This window comes from Kribbella sp. CA-253562 (assembly GCF_050942265.1).
Taxonomy (GTDB): domain Bacteria; phylum Actinomycetota; class Actinomycetes; order Propionibacteriales; family Kribbellaceae; genus Kribbella.
In genome coordinates this window covers 3,982,348-3,999,072 of the sequence record NZ_CP192049.1, presented here as the reverse complement: position 1 = coordinate 3,999,072, position 16,725 = coordinate 3,982,348, and the positions used below count along the sequence as shown (strand labels likewise).

Sequence of the window (16,725 nt, the reverse complement as noted above, 5' to 3'; positions counted from 1 at the left end):
CTCATGTCTGCCCAGAACCGATCACGGCGCCGCCTGGGCGCCCTCGTGATCACACCCACTCTTCTCCTGCCGGGCGTCGCCGCGATCGCGGCCGCCCCGGCACAGGCCGCCTCGTCCACCGTGGTCATCACCGAGGTGTACGGCGGTGGCGGCAACTCCGGCGCGGCCTACACGAACGACTTCGTCGAGCTGACCAACAACGGCAGCGCGCCGGTCGACCTGACCGGCTGGTCGATCCAGTACGCGTCGTCCGCCGGGACCTCCTGGGCGAACAAGATCACCCTGTCCGGCACCATCGCGCCCGGCGGTGTCTATCTCGCGCAAGGCGCGTCCGGCGGCGCCAACGGCCAGCCGATGCCGGCACCCGACGCGACCGGCAGCGTGAACATGTCCGCCTCGGCCGGCAAGGTCGCGCTCGTCACATCGACCACCAGCCTGACCTGTGCGACGGGCTGCCCGACCGCGCCCGGAGTCGTCGACTTCGTCGGCTACGGCTCGGCCAACGACTTCGAGACCGCGGCGGCGCCGGGCCTGTCGAACACCACGTCGGCGACCCGCAAGGACCCGACCAAGGACGCGGACAACAACGCAACCGAGTTCGAGGCGGTGAACCCGTCGCCGAAGACGCTCACCACCGCGCCGCCCGCCGAGGACCCGCTACCGGCGAAGATCCACGACATCCAGGGCGCCGCGCACCTGTCCCCGCTGCGGGGCAAGCTCGTCGGCGACGTCTCCGGCGTGGTCACCGCGAAGAGCGGGAACGGCTTCTGGTTCCAGGACACCCAGCCGGACGCCGACCCGGCGACCAGTGAGGGCCTGTTCGTCTTCACCAGCTCGGCACCGACCGTCGCGGTCGGCGACGCGGTCTCGGTGCAGGGCACCGTCACCGAGTTCCGTCCGGGCGGCTCCGGCGGGTCCGACAACCTGACCACCACCGAGCTGACCAACGCGACGGTCACCGTCGTCACCTCGGGCAACTCCGTCCCCGCGCCGACCATCGTCGGCCCGGGCGGCCGCGTTCCGCCGTCCACGGTGATCGACGACGACTCGGCCGGCGACGTCGAGACCACCGGCACCTTCCAGCCGGCGACCGACGGGCTCGACTTCTGGGAGTCGCTCGAGGGCATGTGGCTGGGCATCGACAAGCCGGAGGTGACCGGGCCGACGAGCTCCTTCCGCGAACTGTCGGTGGTTCCGGCCGGCTCCGGGCTGCGGACGATCCGCGGTGGGATCGTGCTGCGGGAGACCGACAGCAACCCCGAGCGCGTCCTGCTGGACGACGTACTGGCACCGATCCCGGACGCGAAGACCGGCGACACGCTCGCCGGAACGGTGACCGGCGTGCTGGACTACGGGTTCGGCAACTTCAAGTTCCTGGTCACGCAGACGCCGACCGTCGTCGACGGCGGACTGCAGCGTGAGAAGACCAGGCCGTCGTCCCCGCTGCAGGTCTCGGTGGCGACGTTCAACGTCGAGAACCTCGACCCGGCCGACGGGGTGGAGAAGTTCGACGGGCTGGCCCAGGCCGTCGTGCGAAACCTCGCTTCGCCGGACATCCTCGGTCTCGAAGAGGTCCAGGACAACGATGGTGCGGCCAACTCGGGCACGACGGCCGCGGACGTGACGCTGAACACGCTGGTCGCGGCGATCCAGCGGGCCGGCGGCCCGAAGTACGCCTGGCGCCAGATCGACCCGGTCGACGGCCAGGAAGGCGGTGAGCCTGGCGGCAACATCCGGGTCGCGTTCCTGTACCGCACCGACCGTCCGGTCAAGTTCGTCGACCGCGCAGGCGGCGGCTCGACCACGGCGACCACGATCACCACCGACCGGTTCGGCCGCCCGCACCTCAGCGCGTCGCCCGGCCGCGTCGACCCGGCCAACCCGGCCTGGGAAGCGGCTCGCGTCCCGCTGGCCGGCGAGTTCACCTGGCACGGCCAGAGCCTGTTCGTGGTGGTCAACCACTTCAGCTCCAAGGGTGGCGACGACCCGCTGTGGGGCCGGATCCAGCCGCCGGTGCAGTCCTCGACGGTCAAGCGGCATCTGCAGGCGCAGTCGGTGCGCACGTTCGTCGACCAGATCCTGGCCAAGGACCGCGGCGCGAACGTGATCGTGCTCGGCGACATCAACGACTTCGAGTTCAGCACCACCACCGACATCCTGGTCGGCTCGGGCCGGACGTCGCTGATCGACCTGCCGCGCACGCTGCCGGCCGACGAGCGGTACAGCTACGTGTTCGAGGGCAACAGCCAGATCCTCGACCAGATCCTGATGTCGCGGAACCTGCAGCCGGCCTCGTCGTACGACGTGGTGCACATGAACGCCGAGTTCCCCGACCAGATCAGCGACCACGACCCGCAGGTGGTACGGGTCGTGCCGTTGCCGTCCTGGTACCGGTGATTACGGGGCGCTGACGCCGGGGCCCCGGGCGGGGTTTGGCTTGTCCGGCCGCTGATAATGAAGAGGAGCCGGTTTCCCCGGGGAACCGGCTCCTTGACCTTGAGGAGGTACGGGCACCGTGACCGACGGCACCAAGCAGTACGCGATCGACAAGACCGACCAGGAGTGGCGGGCGCAGCTGTCCCCCGCGGAGTACCAGGTCCTGCGCAAGGCGGGCACCGAGCGGCCGTTCACCGGGGAGTACACCGACACCAAGACGGTCGGCGTCTACAAGTGCCGGGCGTGCGACGCGGAGCTGTTCCGCAGCGAGACCAAGTTCGACTCGCACTGCGGCTGGCCGTCGTTCTTCGCGCCGCTGGCCGAGGACCGGGTGGAGTACATCGAGGACACCGCGCTCGGCATGAAGCGGGTCGAGGTCCGCTGCGCCAACTGCGGCTCGCACCTCGGCCACGTCTTCGAGGGCGAGGGCTACGGCACCCCGACCGACCTGCGCTACTGCATCAACTCGATCAGCCTGACGCTGTCACCGGCCTGATCGGCTGAACGTCGAAAGGCCCGGCACTCCACGAGTGCCGGGCCTTTCGTACGTCGAACGTCAGATTGGAGTGGCGAGGGCGACCGGGGTGCCGTCGGGGTCGAAGGCGTAGGCCTGGCGCTCACCCCACGGCATGTTCGCCGGTTCCTGGACGATCTCGTAGCCGGCCGCGCGCAGGGTCTCGATCTGGGTCTCGACGTTGTCGACGTACAGGAACAGCTCGAAGCGCGGCGCCGTGCCGACGGTGATGCCGAGTTGCGCCTCGGGCCAGCTGGTGTGGGTCAGGCCGAGCGACGACTCGCCGCGCTCGAGGCCGACGTAGTGCGGGTCGCCCTCGAGCGGGAACTGGTAGGTCTGCTCGTAGCCCAGCAGCGTGTAGAACTCGACCGAGCGCCGCATGTTGCCGACGTACAGGACCGGGAACGCCTTGTGTTCCATGTCAGGCGAAGTTGGCGACCAGCTCGCCGAGCTCGGTCCGCTTGCCGGTGTAGAACGGGACTTCCTCCCGCACGTGCCGCCGGGCCGTCGAGGCGCGCAGGTCGCGCATCAGGTCGACCATCCGGTGCAGCTCGTCGGCCTCGAAGGCCAGCATCCACTCGTAGTCGCCGAGCGCGAACGAGGCCACCGTGTTGGCCCGTACGTCGGGGTAGCCGCGGGCCATCTTGCCGTGCTCGGCCAGCATGTGCCGGCGCTCCTCGTCGGGCAGCAGGTACCACTCGTAGGACCGGACGAACGGGTACACGCAGACGTAGCCGCGGGCCTCCTCGTCGGCCAGGAACGCCGGGATGTGGCTCTTGTTGAACTCGGCCGGCCGATGCAGCGCCAGCTGGGACCAGACCGGCGCCAGGTGCCGCCCGAGCCGCGACCGGCGCAGCGCGTGATAGGCCTTCTGCAGCGCGTCGGACGACGGCGCGTGCCACCAGAGCAGGAAGTCGGCGTCGGCGCGGAACCCCTCCACGTCGTACCAGCCGCGGATCACCACGTCGTCGGCCGCCAGCTTGCCGACCAGGTCGGTCAGCTCGGCGGTCAGCTCGTCGCGGTCCGTGTCTCCCAGCGGGGTCTCCACCTTGAAGACGGACCACATCGTGTAGCGGATCACGTTGTTCAGCTCGCGGGCCTTCGGCTTCGCGGGCGTGGCGCTCTCGGGTGCTGCAGGCGTGTCGGTCACCTGGCCATTGTCGCCAATGCGTCCAGGTGGGTTCGCACCCGGGTTGCCGCCTGGGCTCCGGAGGCGACGCAGGCGGCGATTCCCACGCCCCGGTACGCCGCCCCGCAGACCGCGAGTCCGGCCTGCTCGGCGACGGCCGTCTCGACTCGGCCGACCCGGTCCAGATGGCCGACGGCGTACTGCGGAAGCGCGCCGCCCCAGCGGGTCACCAGCGAACCGGCCACCGGCGCGTCGAGCCCGATCGCCGTGCGCAGGTCGGCGATCGCGAGCGCGGTCAGCTCTTCGTCGGACCGCTGCAGCACGTACTCCTCGCCGAGCCGTCCCACCGACGTCCGCAGTACGGCGAGCTCGCCGCCTGCCTCGGACGACCACTCCCATTTGGCGTGCGAGTACGTCGCCGCTTTGATCGTGCGGCCTTCGTCGGAGGGCACGAGGAACCCCGAGCCGGTCGCGCCGCCCGGCCAGTCAGCCTTGCGCACCGCGAGCGTGACGATCGCCATGCTCGCGTAGTCGATCGCGGCGAGCTCGGTCGATGCCGTAGGCACCAACTCGGCCAGCATGCGCGCGGTGGGGGTTGCGGGGGTCGCGACGATCACCGCGTCGGCGTGGATCAGCTTGGGTGCGGGGACCGGCCCGGTCTCCAGGACGAACCGGCCGCCTGCCGCCGTGCCGTCGCCGGTGGTGTAGCGGGCGTCCGCGTCGCCGGCGGTCCAGTAGCTCGCGTCCGCGTCGCCCGCGGTCCCGTAGCTCGCGTCCGCGTTGCCCACGGTCCCGTGGCGCGGTTCCGCGTCGCCCGTGCCCACTCCCCCGCCGGCGCGCGTGATCCGGCGTACGGTCGTCGAGCGGCGGATCTCGACGCCGCGTGCGGTGAGGTCGGCCTCCAGCGCCTGGATCAGGCGGTTGATCCCGCCGCGGATCCCGGCGAAGACAGGCGAACCGTCCGACGCCCGCCGCTGGCTCGTCGCCCGCATCTCGGCCGTCGCGGCCAGCAGGCTCGGCGCGCTCTTCAGTTTGGCGTACAGCTCCGGCACGGCAGCCGCCAGCGAGATCTCCTCGGCGCGCCCCGCGTACACCCCGCCGAGCAACGGATCGATCAGCTTGCTGGTCACCGCCGGGCCCATCCGCTCCGCGACGTACCGGCCGATCGCCACGTCCTCGATCAGGGCAGGCGCCGCCAGTTCGCGCTCGCGGGCAACCCGCGCGGCCGCCTCCTCGCCGAGCACGTCCACGGTCTCGGCGGGATCGACGGGCACGCCCATCACCGTCGGCGGAATCGCCCGGATCCGGTCGCCCACCCACAGTCCGGCGGAGGTCGTCGCCGGATGCACCAGCTCCTCCCCCAGCCCGACCGCCTTGATCAGCTCGACCGCCTCCGGCCGCCGCGCCAGCACCGACTCGGCGCCGAGGTCGACCGGCACGCCTTCGAGCACGTCCCCGGCCAGCTTCCCGCCGAGCCGCGGCGAGCCCTCGAGCACCGTGATCCGCGGCGGGTTCGGCCCGGTCGCCAACGCGTGCGCCGCAGCCAGCCCGCTGATCCCGCCCCCGACAACAACCACCGCCCGAGCATCCACGGCCCCATCTTCACCCACCCGCCGAAGGCGCCCGACACCCACCACCCACCCGCAGCCATTTCGACGGTTAACCCAGCCGATGGTGGGTTCTACGCCTGGATGAGCCCGTCGAACCCACCACGCGGGGGGTTAACCGTCGAAATGACGCTGCTCGAGTCCGACTGGGTCGGGGGCGGCGGGGGTTGCGTGGGTGTCCGGGGCGGCGGGGTCGGCGTCGGCCTTCGCGTGGGCGGAGGCGGCGGGTGCGGCGAGGGCCTCCGCGTTGGCCTCGGCGTCGGCGTCTCAGCGCTGGATGGTTGCGGCGGCACGGCGCAGGTCGGCGAGCACCCTCCGTACGGCGCGCCGGGCGGCGCGTTCCGGGCGGTGGAGCACATCGATGTGGCGTCCGGTGGGTACGCCGCTCAGCGGTCTGAGCACCAGTGCGGGGTGCGGGCGGGCGGTCCAGCGCGGCATCAGCGCCACGCCTCCGCCGGCAGCCACGATCTCGGCGACCACCGCGAAGTCGTTGACGCGATGGACGATGTCGAGTCGCCGGTTCGCGGCGGCCCCGATCGCCTCGATGGTGGCCATCAGCGGGAACCCGTCGTGCACCGTGATCCAGGGTTGGTCCGCGACGTCGCGCGGAGTGAGGTGCTGTTCGGCGGCCAAGGGATGGTCGGCCGGTACGACGATGTCGAGCGGTTCGCGCAGCAGCGTGCCCGCGGTGACCGTCGCCGGCCACGGTGGCGCCTGGTCGAGACGGTGGGCGAGGACGAGGTCGTACTCCCGCGTCAGTCGCGGGAACTCGTCTTGCGCGACGTCCTCGTCGGCGAGCGCGAGCCGCGGGCTTCCTGGGCCGGCCTGGGCCAGCAGCAGTGGGAAGAACGCGGCGGCCGCGCTGTTGAAAGCCGCGACCGACACCTCGGCGTCCGGCTGGTCGACGTACTCCTCGACGGTATGCCGTGCCTTGGCCAGCGCGGTCTCCACCTCGATCGCCGCACTGGCCAGGGCCCGGCCGGCATCGGTGAGCACCAACCGCCGTCCATCACGTTCGGTGAGCGGAACCGGGATCGAGCGTTGCAGCAGCCGGAGCTGTTGTGAGACGGCCGAGGGAGTCATGAGCAGCGCCTCTGCGGTCGCGGTGACGCTGCCCAGCTCGCCGAGCTCCCGCAGGATCTGCAACTGCCGCTCGTTCATCCAATAAGTGTAGTGATGCTTCAGCGTTGTTGAAGAAGCTCGTCCTTGGCTTCACGATCGAAGCACTGCAGCGTTGGGGACGTGTTCTACGCCCGCCGCACTGACGCAGTGCTTCTGCTCGTCGCCATCGTCTGGGGCTCCAGCTACCTGGCCGCGAAGACCGTCACCTACGTCCTGCCTGTCCTGGTCGTGTTGTTCGCGCGGTACGCGATCTCCGCGATCGCGTGCCTCGCCCTCGTCGCCGCCCGCCGCCGGACCCGCCGTTTCACCCGCGACGAACTGCGCGTCGGGTCGCTCTTGGGCGTCACCCAGGCCGCTGTCCTGGTGCTCGAGACCTACGGCGTCGCGCACACCAGCGCGGCCAACGCCGGCCTGATCATCAGCCTCACGATCGTGCTCACCCCGCTGCTGGACCGCACGTCAGCCAACGGCCGCCTGCCCCTGCGCTTCTTCGCCGCCACGGGCGTCTGCCTGCTGGCCGTGACGCTGCTCATGTCCGGCAACGGCTTCCAGGCTCCCCGGAACGGCGACCTGCTGATGCTCGCCGCCGCGGTGGTCCGCGCGGGGCACGTCGCGCTCGTGGGGCGACTGACGAAGGGCCGCCTGGTCCGGCCGTTGCAGCTGACCACCATTCAGCTGTTGGCCGGCTCGGCACTGTTCGTCGTACCGGCCTCGAGTGGCCTGCCGAAGCTGACTCAGCTCGATGCCGCGGTGTGGGGCCAGCTCATCTATCTCGCCCTGTTCTGCAGCGTGTTCGCGTTCCTCGCTCAGACCTGGGCGGTGCAGAACAGCTCCGCGAGCCGGGCGAGTCTGCTGCTGGGCACCGAACCGGTCTGGGCCGTTGCGGTCGGCATCGGCCTCGGCGGCGAGAAGTTCACCGCCCTGGCCGGCCTCGGGGCGGTGCTGATGGTCACCGGAACGTACTGGGGACAGAGCATCGAACGCGCCACCAACAACGCGCCGCCGCCATGCCGGACGCCGCCTAGGACGCCGACTTCGCCTGCACGGCTTTGACGATGCGGTGCAGGATCTCCGGGTCGGCGTTCGGGGGGACGCCGTGGCCGAGGTTGAAGATGTGGCCCGGGGCCGCCTTGCCGTCGGTGAGGATGCGGTCGAGCTCGGGCTCGATGGCGTCCCAGCCGGCGAAGAGCAGGGCCGGGTCGAGGTTGCCCTGGACGGGCTTCGGCGTGCCGCCGGCGGCGACGACCCGGCGGACCGCCTCGTCCAGCGGGACGCGCCAGTCGACACCGACGACGTCCGCGCCGGCCTGGCTCATCAGGCCGAGCAGTTCGCCGTTGTTCACGCCGAAGTGCAGCCGCGGTACGCCGTACTGCTCGAGCGCGGCGAAGACCTTGGCGGAGTGTGGCTGCACGAACTGCGCGTAGTCACGCGGCGACAACGCCCCGGCCCAGGAGTCGAAGAGCTGGATCGCCGACGCACCGGCCTCGATCTGGATCGACAGGTACGCGATCGCCACGTCCGCGAGCCGGTCGGCCAGCGCGTGCCAGAGCTTCGGGTCGCCGTGCATCATCGCCTTGGTCCGGGCGTAGTCCTTGCTCGGCCCGCCCTCCACCAGGTACGACGCGACGGTGAACGGCGCCCCGGCGAACCCGATCAGCGGCGTCCCACCCAGCTCGGACACCAACTGCTGGACCGACTCGGTCACGTAGGACACGTCCGACGGCTCCACCGGCCGGACGGCGGCCAGGTCCTCGGCCGACCGCACCGGCGACGCGATCACCGGGCCGACGCCGGGCTTGATCTCCAGGTCGACCCCGACCGCCTTGAGCGGCAGCACGATGTCGGAGTAGAAGATCGCCGCGTCGACGCCGTAACGGCGTACCGGCTGCAGCGTTATCTCCACGACGAGGTCGGGTCGGGTGCACGACTCGAGCATCGAGATGCCCTCGCGGACCGCCCGGTACTCCGGCAGCGAGCGACCCGCCTGGCGCATGAACCAGACCGGCGTGTGCGGCCCGGGCTCACCCCGGGCGGCGAGCAGGAAAGGAGACCGGTCGAGCGCAGCGGACGGTGTCGAAGGCACATCCGATGATCCCACGCCGGGGCCGTCGTCCGGACACGTGGTCGCCACCCCAGGCCCTCGAACCCCAGCAGCACCCCACACCACACCACCGGCGCGTCGAGACCGCCGTCGGTGCGGGATCAGTCGTAGGCTGCGAAGCATGGGTGCCCGCAAGCAGGTCGACGCGCCACCCGCGGAGTTCGCCGAGGCCCTGACGCAGTTGCGTGAGGCCCGGTTCCGGCCCGAGGTCTTCGTCGAGGAGATGCCCGCGCCGCAGCGGATCGCTCCGCACGCGGCCGCGGTCAGCGCCGACGTGACGGTCGACGGTGACGATGTCGCCACCGGCCGTCTGGTCGTCCTCTACGACCCGGACGGGAACGACGCCTGGCAGTCGACCTTCCGCTGTGTCGCGTACGTGCGTGCGGCCGTCGAACCGGAGATGGTGACCGACGCGCTGCTCGGTGGCGTGGGCTGGACCTGGTTGATGGAGGCACTGGCCGACCGGGGTGCTGACTTCCTGGCGCCGAGCGGTACCGTCACCAGGGTGGTGTCGGAGAGTTTCGGCGGGATGGCCGACGACGACGCGACCGCGGAGATCGAGATCCGCGCCTCCTGGAGCCCGGTCCCGGGCCAGGACGGCGGGATCGACGTGACGCGGCACGCGGAGGCGTGGGGCGAGGTGTTGTGCACCGCGGCAGGGTTGCCGCCGGTGCCGCCAGGCGTGGTCGCGATGCCTACCCGCCGCGGTCAGCGGGGCCAATGAGCCCGGCCGAGACCCAGCAGTCGCCCGTCCCCGAGGACCCGACCGAGACCCTGCCACTGCTCGAACTGCGCGACGGACTGTCCGAGGTCGTGGACACCGACAGTGCGCTGAGCGAGGTCGTCGAGGCCTTCCGCAGCGGTACCGGACCGGTCGCGGTGGACGCCGAGCGAGCCTCCGGCTACCGGTACTCCCACCGCGCGTACCTGGTGCAGCTTCGCCGTGAGGGCTCGGGCTCGGCGCTGGTCGACCCGATTCCGTTCGGTGACCTGTCCGGGCTCGGCGACGCGATCGTCGACGCGGAGTGGATCATTCACGCCGCGAACCAGGACCTGGCCTGCCTGGCCGAGGTCGGCATGGTTCCGCGCAAGGTCTTCGACACCGAGCTGGCCGGGCGTCTGCTCGGCTACCCCAAGGTCGGCCTGGCCTCGCTGGTCAGCGAGGTCCTCGGGTACCGGATGCGCAAGGAGCACTCGGCCGCCGACTGGTCCACCCGGCCGCTGCCGAGCCCCTGGCTGGTATACGCCGCGCTCGACGTCGAGATGCTGATCGAGCTGCGCGACGCGATCGAACTGGAGCTGCGCCGCGAGGGCAAGTGGGAGTGGGCCGAGCAGGAGTTCGCCGCGATCCTGTCCGCACCGCCGCGCGAACCGAAGCCCGACCCGTGGCGCCGGACGTCCGGCATGCACCGGGTCCGGAACCGCCGCAGCCTGGCCGTCGTACGGGCGTTGTGGGAGGCGCGCGACCAGATCGCCGCGGCGGCCGACATCTCCCCCGGCCGGATCCTGCCCGACGCCGCGATCGTCGAGGCCGCGGCCGCGATGCCGGTCGACCGCGAAACCCTGCAGCGGCTGACCGCGTTCAAGGGCCGCGGCGCACACCGCCACATGCGGACCTGGTGGGAGGCGATCGACCACGCCCGCCGGCTGCCCGACAGCGAACTGCCCAAGCAAGGCCCCCGGTACGACGGCCCGCCGCCGGCCCGCGCCTGGGCCGACCGTGACCCGGACGCCGCGGCCCGGTTGTCGGCCGCCCGTGCGGCGGTCGGCGAGATCGCCGAGGCGCACCGGCTGCCGACCGAGAACCTGCTCTCCCCGGACACGATCCGCCGGCTGGCCTGGTCTCCCCCGGCCGACCCGCAGCTCGACGTGGTCAGCACGTTCCTGCGCGAGCACGGCGCCCGCGAGTGGCAGATCGGCCTGACCGCGCAGGTCCTCACCGACGCCATCACGGTCACGGCACCCGCCAAGCCGCTGGACTGACTCCCCACCTCGCCGGGCCCCGCTCCGCCCTGCCCCCGCCGCCCTGCCCCCATTTCGACGGTTGACCCCGTGTGTTGTGGGTTCGACCTGTGCAGGCAGGGCTAGAACCCACAACACACGGGGTTGACCGTCGAAATGCGGGGTGCGGGGTGCGGGGTGCGGATGGGCTGGTCAGGCCGGGAGTTGGGCCTCGATCGCTTCGACGACCTCCGGGGACTCCGGGGTGGTGCGGGAGCGGAAGCGGGCCGCGACCGTGCCGTCGGGTGTCACCAGGAACTTCTCGAAGTTCCACTGGACGTCGCCGGCGTTGCCCTGGGCGTCCGGGGCGAGCGTGAGCTCCTCGAACAGCGGGTGCCGGTGCTCGCCGTTCACCTCGAGCTTGTCGAGCATCGGGAACGTCACGCCGTACGTCGTCGAGCAGAACTCCTGGATCTCCTCGGCCGTGCCGGGCTCCTGGCCGCCGAACTGGTTGCACGGGGCGCCGAGCACGGTGAAGCCGCGGGAGGCGTACTTCTTCTGCAGGTTCTCCAGCTCGGTGTACTGCGGGGTCATGCCGCAGCGGGACGCGACGTTCACGACCAGCACGGTCTTGCCCTTGTACTCGCCGAGCGAGGTCTCGGCGCCGGACAGGGTCCGCAGCGGGATGTCGTACAGGCTCATGTGGTTCCTCATTCGGCAGGCAGGTGGCGGGACAGGAATGCGGTGGTGCGCTGCCAGGCCAGCGCGGAGGCCTCGGCATCGTGGAACGCGGGCATCGGGTTGTCGAACGCGTGCCCGGCGCCCGGGTAGCGGTGGACCTCGGCGTCGCCCAGTGCGGGGACGATCTGGTCGACGGTGTCCGGCGGCAGGTACTCGTCGACGTCACCGAAGTGGTGCAGGCTGGCCGCGTCGACCTTCGGCGCGAGCTCCAGCAGGTCGGGCAGGGCGGAGCCGTAGTAGCTGACCAGGACGTCGGGCGACGAGACCGCGGCCACGTTGAAGGCGAGCCCCCCGCCGAAGCAGAAGCCGATCACGCCGACCGGGGTGTCGCGGCCGCGCAGGTACTCCAGCGCGGCAACCGCGTCGGAGACGGCCAGGTTCCAGTCGAGGCGGGCCACGACCGCGAGCGCGCGGTCGAGCAGGTCAGGCGCGTCCGGGTCGAGATCGACGTCGTCGAGGCGCCAGAAGATCTCGGGGGCGACGACGTGGTAGCCGAGCGCGGCGAACTGGGCGCCGCGCTCCTGGATGTAGTCGGAGACCCCGAAGATCTCCTGGAGGAGCAACAGACCAGGGCCCGCCCCCGACGGGGATTCCCAGACATGCACAGGCATCAAGCCGGAGCCGGTGTCGATTTCTAGGGGCACCCCGCGAGCCTACTGTGCTTTTGGCGTCGCCTCCGGCTCCGCGGGTCATGGGGCTTTGTCTCCCGGTCTTCCCTCGTCGGTCGGTCGCTGCGCTCCCTCCCTCCTCAGTCCAGACTGGGAGGCCCCATGACCTTGGCGGTGAATCGCTGACCAAATGCGTGGAGCGTCAGCGGGCGTCGACGGACTCCTCGGGGGTGCGGGTGGTGCGGTGGAGTCGAGACGGCTTGGCCGGAACCCAGCGTTTGCACTCGTCGATCGCGGCGCTCAGCAGCCGATAGAGGCGCTCGTCCGGGTCCGGAACGCACGCCTGCGAGATGCCCTCGACAGCGCACGACACAGCGCGTGGCGCAGTGCGGCGGGCGTAGTCCGGCGTACCGCGGTGGGCCTTGGCGGTGAACGCCCGCGCCCACTTGGTGGCCGCCGGGACCGAGTCGAGCGCCTCCTGTGAGGCCGGGTCCATGCTGTCCAGCGGGCGGCCGTCGAGCAGCGCGAGCTGCTTCTCCCCCACGATCAGGGCGACGGCCAGGATGTACTGGCGTTCCTGCGAGACCACCGGCAGGGCTTCCTGGATGCAGACGGCCGTCACCCGCGGGACGACGTGCGGGTCGTCCGGCGTCAGCCCGATCACCGACGGGATCAGCGGCGCCAGCCGGGACCGGCCGGCGTCGGTGGTGCAGTCGTTGACGTCGCGGGCGACTCCCGCGAGCAGCGGGTGCGTGCAGGCGGGGTGGTCCGACCAAGGTTCGCCGGCCAGGTAGGACGCGAACTCCATGAAGCAGGCGCCCTTGCGCGGATTGCGGTGCTTGCCCCGGCTCAGGACCGGAACGGCGAGATCGAAGTTGTTCATCAGAGCGACTCCCGAAGCGTGCCTGGTTCCAGCATGCGCCCGATCCCGCCCGCGCGCCACGGCATATCGCCCCCGAACCTGTGCAGCTGTCCAGGAGATTCCCGCCGCGCCGCAGCTGTGTGTTTCCACCCGGAACCGGGTTGTGAGCAGCCGCACAGGCGCGCCTGCTTGGGGGCTTTCATTACCGACGGGTAGCATCGGGGTGCTACCCCATCGAAGGCTGACTAAGGAGGGCCTCGTGCCCCGTGAGATCCGCGATGTCGTGTTCGTCGACGGCGTGCGCACCCCGTTCGGCAAGGCCAAGGGCCAGTACGCCGAGACGCGCGCCGACGACCTGGTGATCAAGTGCATCCGTGAGCTGCTGCGGCGCAACCCGTCGCTGCCGCCGGAGCGGGTCGAGGAGGTCGCGATCGCGGCCACCACGCAGATCGGCGACCAGGGCCTGACCATCGGCCGGACCGCCGCGCTGCTGGCCGGCCTGCCGAACACCACCCCGGGCTACGCGATCGACCGGATGTGCGCCGGCGCGATGACCGCGGTGACCACGCTCGCGTCCGGCATCGCCTTCGGATCGCAGGACGTGGCGATCGCCGGCGGCGTCGAGCACATGGGCCGGCACCCGATGGGCGAAGGCGTCGACCCGAACCCGCGGATCATCTCCGAGAAGCTGGTCGACACCTCCGCGCTGGTGATGGGCTCCACCGCCGAGAACCTGCACGACCGGTTCCCGACCATCACCAAGGCGCGCACCGACGCGTTCGCGGTCGCCTCCCAGGAGCGCGCCGCCAAGGCCTACGCCAACGACCTGATCCAGCCCGACCTGGTCCCGGTCGCCACCCGCTCGGCCGAGCTCGGCTGGGGTCTGGCCACCACCGACGAGCCGATGCGCCCCGGTACGACGCTGGAGGACCTGGCGAAGCTGAAGACGCCGTTCCGCCCGCACGGCCGGGTGACGGCGGGCAACTCGGCCGGCATCAACGACGGCGCCACGGCGTGCCTGCTCACGTCGGCCGAGGCCGCCGAGGAGCTCGGCCTGAAGCCGAAGATGAAGCTGGTCTCGTACGGCTTCGTCGGCGTCGAGCCCGAGGTGATGGGCATCGGCCCGGTCCCGGCCACCGACAAGGCACTGAAGCTGGCCGGCCTGACCATCGACGACATCCAAGCCTTCGAGGTGAACGAGGCGTTCGCCGTCCAGGTGCTGGCCTTCCTCGAGCACTACGGCATCGCCGACGACGACCCGCGGGTCAACCCGTACGGCGGCGCGATCGCCTACGGCCACCCGCTCGCCTCGTCCGGTGTCCGGCTGATGAACCAGCTGGCCAAGCAGTTCGAGCAGCGCCCCGAGGTCCGCTACGGCCTGACCACGATGTGCGTCGGCCTCGGCATGGGCGGAACGGTCATCTGGGAGAACCCGAACTGGGAAGGAAACGCCGCGTGAGCGAGCGCCAGCGAGTGAACCAACCAGCACAGCACGATCTCGCTCACTTGGGCGACGAGCGCAGCGAGGAGTCCAAGTGAACCTGCAGCAGCTGATCGACGACGCGGTCGCGATCGAGACCGACGAGGTCGTCACGCACGCGCACAGCCGCGACGTCGTGCTGCCGAACGACGCCGGCACGCTCGCGCTGATCACGCTCGACAACGGCCACGACCACACCAAGCCGAACACCTTCGGGCCGAAGGGTCTGGCCGAGCTGAACACCGCGATCGACGCGGCGCTGGCCCGCGACGACGTCGCCGCGATCGCCGTCACCGGCAAGCCGTTCATCCTGGCCGCGGGCGCCGATCTCACCGGCGTACCGAAGCTGGTCGACCGGGAGCAGGCGCTCAACCTCGGCCGGATCGGCCACGGCGTGATGCGCAAGCTGGTCGACGGCGGCAAGCCCAGCTTCGGCTTCGTCAACGGCGTCGCGCTCGGCGGCGGCCTGGAGGTCGCGCTGCACGCGCAGTACCGGACCGTCTCGGTGGCCGCCGGGATGATCTCCACGCCGGAGGTCTTCCTCGGTCTGCTGCCGGGCTGGGGCGGCAACTTCCTGCTGCCGAACCTGATCGGCGCCGACAAGGCCGTCAAGGTCGTGGTCGAGAACGCCCTGAACCAGAACAAGATGCTGTCCGGCCCCGAGGCGGTCAAGCTCGGCATCGGCGACGTGCTGCTGGACTCCGCCGACTTCCTCGAGCAGTCGATCCTGTGGGCGAGCAAGGTGCTGACCGGCGAGATCACCGTCGAGCGCCCGGAGATCGACCGGGGCGACGCCTGGGACGCGGCCGTGGCCCGTGGCAAGGCGTTCGCCGATCTCAAGGTCAGCGGAGCCGCGCCGGCGCCGTACCGGGCGCTGGAGCTGATCGCGGCGGCCAAGGACAACGACCGCGACCGCGGGTTCGCGGCCGAGGACGAGGCGCTGGCCGACCTGATCATGAGCGAGGAGCTGCGCAGCGGCCTCTACGCGTTCGACCTGGTGAACAAGCGGGCCAAGCGCCCGGCCGGCGCGCCGGACAAGTCGCTCGCCCGCCCGGTGAACAAGGTCGGCGTCGTGGGCGCCGGGCTGATGGCCGGCCAGCTCGCCCTGCTGTTCGTACGCCGCCTCGAGGTGCCGGTCGTGCTGACCGACCTCGACCAGGAGCGCGTCGACCGCGGCGTCGGCTACGTGCACGGCGAGATCGACAAGCTGCTCGGCAAGGGCCGGATCCGCCCGGACAAGGCCAACCAGCTGAAGGCGCTGGTCACCGGTTCGGTGGACCGCTCCGTCTTCGCCGACGCCGACTTCGTGATCGAGGCGGTGTTCGAGGAGCTGCAGCTGAAGAAGACGATCTTCGCCGACCTGGAGAAGATCGTCACGCCGGAGGCGATCCTGGCCACCAACACCTCGTCGCTGCCGATCACCGAGATGGCGGCCGGCCTGGAGCACCCCGAGCGCGTGGTCGGTTTCCACTTCTTCAACCCGGTCGCGGTGCTGCCGCTGCTGGAGATCATCCGCGCCGACCAGACCGACGACGCCACCTTGGCGACGGCGTTCGCGGTGGGCAAGAAGCTGAAGAAGTCGTGCGTGCTGGTCAAGGACGCACCGGCCTTCGTGGTGAACCGGCTGCTCACCCGGTTCCTCGGTGAGGTCAGCGCGGCGGTCGACGAAGGTACGCCGATTCCCGAGGCGGACAAGGCGTTGTCGGCGCTCGGCCTGCCGATGCCGCCGTTCGTGCTGCTGCAACTGGTCGGCCTGCCGGTCGCGCTGCACGTCGCGGAGACGATGAACCGGGCCTACCCGGACCGGTTCGCGGTGTCCGCGAACCTCGCCAAGGTAGTTGCCGCAGGCAAGAGTTCGTTCTACGTCTGGAGCGCCGACGGCAAGCCGTCGGTGGATCCCGAGGTCGAGGCGCTGGTGACGGTCGGCGACAAGCCGTCCAGCGCCGACGAGCTGCGCACCCGGGTGCTGACCGCACTGGCCGAGGAGATCCGGATCATGCTCGACGAGGGTGTGGTCGCCGAGGCGCAGGACATCGACCTGTGCCTGCTGCTCGGCGCCGGCTGGCCGTTCCACCTCGGCGGCATCACCCCGTACCTGGACCGCTCGGGCATCGCCGAGAAGGTCAACGGCAAGCGGTTCCTGCCCAAGGGCGTGGCCTCGCTGGCCTGACACCTCCCCGAATT

General features: G+C 70.9%; 15 protein-coding genes. 7 read left to right on the top strand and 8 right to left on the bottom strand.

The window, feature by feature from the left end; all coding sequences use genetic code 11:
* The first annotated feature begins 3 nt into the window (after nucleotides 1-3).
* Nucleotides 4-2,397, top strand: coding sequence for a lamin tail domain-containing protein (locus ACQPXM_RS18925; protein WP_432950373.1), 2,394 nt, complete (start codon nucleotides 4-6; stop codon nucleotides 2,395-2,397).
* 118 nt (nucleotides 2,398-2,515) lie between these two features.
* Nucleotides 2,516-2,932, top strand: coding sequence for a peptide-methionine (R)-S-oxide reductase MsrB (gene msrB, locus ACQPXM_RS18920; protein WP_432950371.1), 417 nt, complete (start codon nucleotides 2,516-2,518; stop codon nucleotides 2,930-2,932).
* A gap of 60 nt (nucleotides 2,933-2,992) precedes the next feature.
* Here the strand turns inward: msrB and ACQPXM_RS18915 are convergent, their stop codons facing one another.
* The 4 genes from ACQPXM_RS18915 to ACQPXM_RS18900 form a co-directional block, all read right to left on the bottom strand.
* Nucleotides 2,993-3,370: a VOC family protein gene (locus tag ACQPXM_RS18915; RefSeq protein ID WP_432950369.1), complete on the bottom strand. Its 378-nt coding sequence runs from the start codon at nucleotides 3,368-3,370 to the stop codon at nucleotides 2,993-2,995.
* A 1-nt stretch (nucleotide 3,371) separates the two neighbouring features.
* Nucleotides 3,372-4,100 carry a hydrogen peroxide-dependent heme synthase gene (gene hemQ, locus ACQPXM_RS18910; protein ID WP_432950367.1) on the bottom strand — a complete coding sequence of 243 codons (729 nt, stop codon included), beginning with the start codon at nucleotides 4,098-4,100 and terminating at the stop codon, nucleotides 3,372-3,374.
* Nucleotides 4,097-5,656: a protoporphyrinogen/coproporphyrinogen oxidase gene (locus ACQPXM_RS18905; protein WP_432950366.1), complete on the bottom strand. Its 1,560-nt coding sequence runs from the start codon at nucleotides 5,654-5,656 to the stop codon at nucleotides 4,097-4,099. Before ACQPXM_RS18905 ends, hemQ begins: the two co-directional genes overlap by 4 nt.
* A gap of 297 nt (nucleotides 5,657-5,953) precedes the next feature.
* Nucleotides 5,954-6,847, bottom strand: a complete 894-nt coding sequence (locus ACQPXM_RS18900) for a LysR family transcriptional regulator (protein ID WP_432950364.1) — start codon at nucleotides 6,845-6,847, stop codon at nucleotides 5,954-5,956.
* 108 nt (nucleotides 6,848-6,955) lie between these two features.
* On the opposite strand from ACQPXM_RS18900, the gene ACQPXM_RS18895 reads away from it, so the two are divergent.
* Complete coding sequence (locus ACQPXM_RS18895; RefSeq protein ID WP_432950362.1) at nucleotides 6,956-7,861, top strand: DMT family transporter; 906 nt, start codon at nucleotides 6,956-6,958, stop codon at nucleotides 7,859-7,861.
* Here the strand turns inward: ACQPXM_RS18895 and hemE are convergent.
* On the bottom strand, nucleotides 7,830-8,801 hold the full coding sequence (gene hemE, locus ACQPXM_RS18890; protein WP_432951049.1) for a uroporphyrinogen decarboxylase: 972 nt from the start codon (nucleotides 8,799-8,801) through the stop codon (nucleotides 7,830-7,832). The genes ACQPXM_RS18895 and hemE overlap by 32 nt on opposite strands.
* A gap of 229 nt (nucleotides 8,802-9,030) precedes the next feature.
* Here hemE and ACQPXM_RS18885 point away from each other — a divergent pair, with 229 nt between their 5' ends.
* Both ACQPXM_RS18885 and ACQPXM_RS18880 read left to right on the top strand, forming a co-directional pair.
* A complete protein-coding gene (locus ACQPXM_RS18885; RefSeq protein WP_432950360.1) occupies nucleotides 9,031-9,633 on the top strand; it encodes a DUF3000 domain-containing protein in 603 nt (200 codons plus the stop codon).
* Nucleotides 9,630-10,892 carry an HRDC domain-containing protein gene (locus ACQPXM_RS18880; protein ID WP_432950358.1) on the top strand — a complete coding sequence of 421 codons (1,263 nt, stop codon included), beginning with the start codon at nucleotides 9,630-9,632 and terminating at the stop codon, nucleotides 10,890-10,892. The genes ACQPXM_RS18885 and ACQPXM_RS18880 overlap by 4 nt, the downstream gene beginning before the upstream one ends.
* A gap of 171 nt (nucleotides 10,893-11,063) precedes the next feature.
* Here ACQPXM_RS18880 and ACQPXM_RS18875 read toward each other — a convergent pair whose 3' ends face one another.
* The 3 genes from ACQPXM_RS18875 to ACQPXM_RS18865 form a co-directional block, all read right to left on the bottom strand.
* Nucleotides 11,064-11,552 (bottom strand): glutathione peroxidase, encoded by a 489-nt coding sequence (locus ACQPXM_RS18875; protein ID WP_432950356.1) that lies wholly within the window; start codon nucleotides 11,550-11,552, stop codon nucleotides 11,064-11,066.
* An 8-nt stretch (nucleotides 11,553-11,560) separates the two neighbouring features.
* On the bottom strand, nucleotides 11,561-12,235 hold the full coding sequence (locus ACQPXM_RS18870; protein ID WP_432950354.1) for a dienelactone hydrolase family protein: 675 nt from the start codon (nucleotides 12,233-12,235) through the stop codon (nucleotides 11,561-11,563).
* 166 nt (nucleotides 12,236-12,401) lie between these two features.
* Nucleotides 12,402-13,082 carry a hypothetical protein gene (locus ACQPXM_RS18865; RefSeq protein WP_432950352.1) on the bottom strand — a complete coding sequence of 227 codons (681 nt, stop codon included), beginning with the start codon at nucleotides 13,080-13,082 and terminating at the stop codon, nucleotides 12,402-12,404.
* Nucleotides 13,083-13,320: 238 nt separating this feature from the next.
* Between ACQPXM_RS18865 and ACQPXM_RS18860 the strand changes: the two genes are divergently transcribed.
* Together ACQPXM_RS18860 and ACQPXM_RS18855 are read left to right on the top strand one after the other, a co-directional pair.
* On the top strand, nucleotides 13,321-14,520 hold the full coding sequence (locus ACQPXM_RS18860) for a thiolase family protein (protein WP_432950350.1): 1,200 nt from the start codon (nucleotides 13,321-13,323) through the stop codon (nucleotides 14,518-14,520).
* A 76-nt stretch (nucleotides 14,521-14,596) separates the two neighbouring features.
* On the top strand, nucleotides 14,597-16,711 hold the full coding sequence (locus ACQPXM_RS18855; RefSeq protein WP_432950348.1) for a 3-hydroxyacyl-CoA dehydrogenase NAD-binding domain-containing protein: 2,115 nt from the start codon (nucleotides 14,597-14,599) through the stop codon (nucleotides 16,709-16,711).
* The last annotated feature ends 14 nt before the right edge of the window (nucleotides 16,712-16,725 follow it).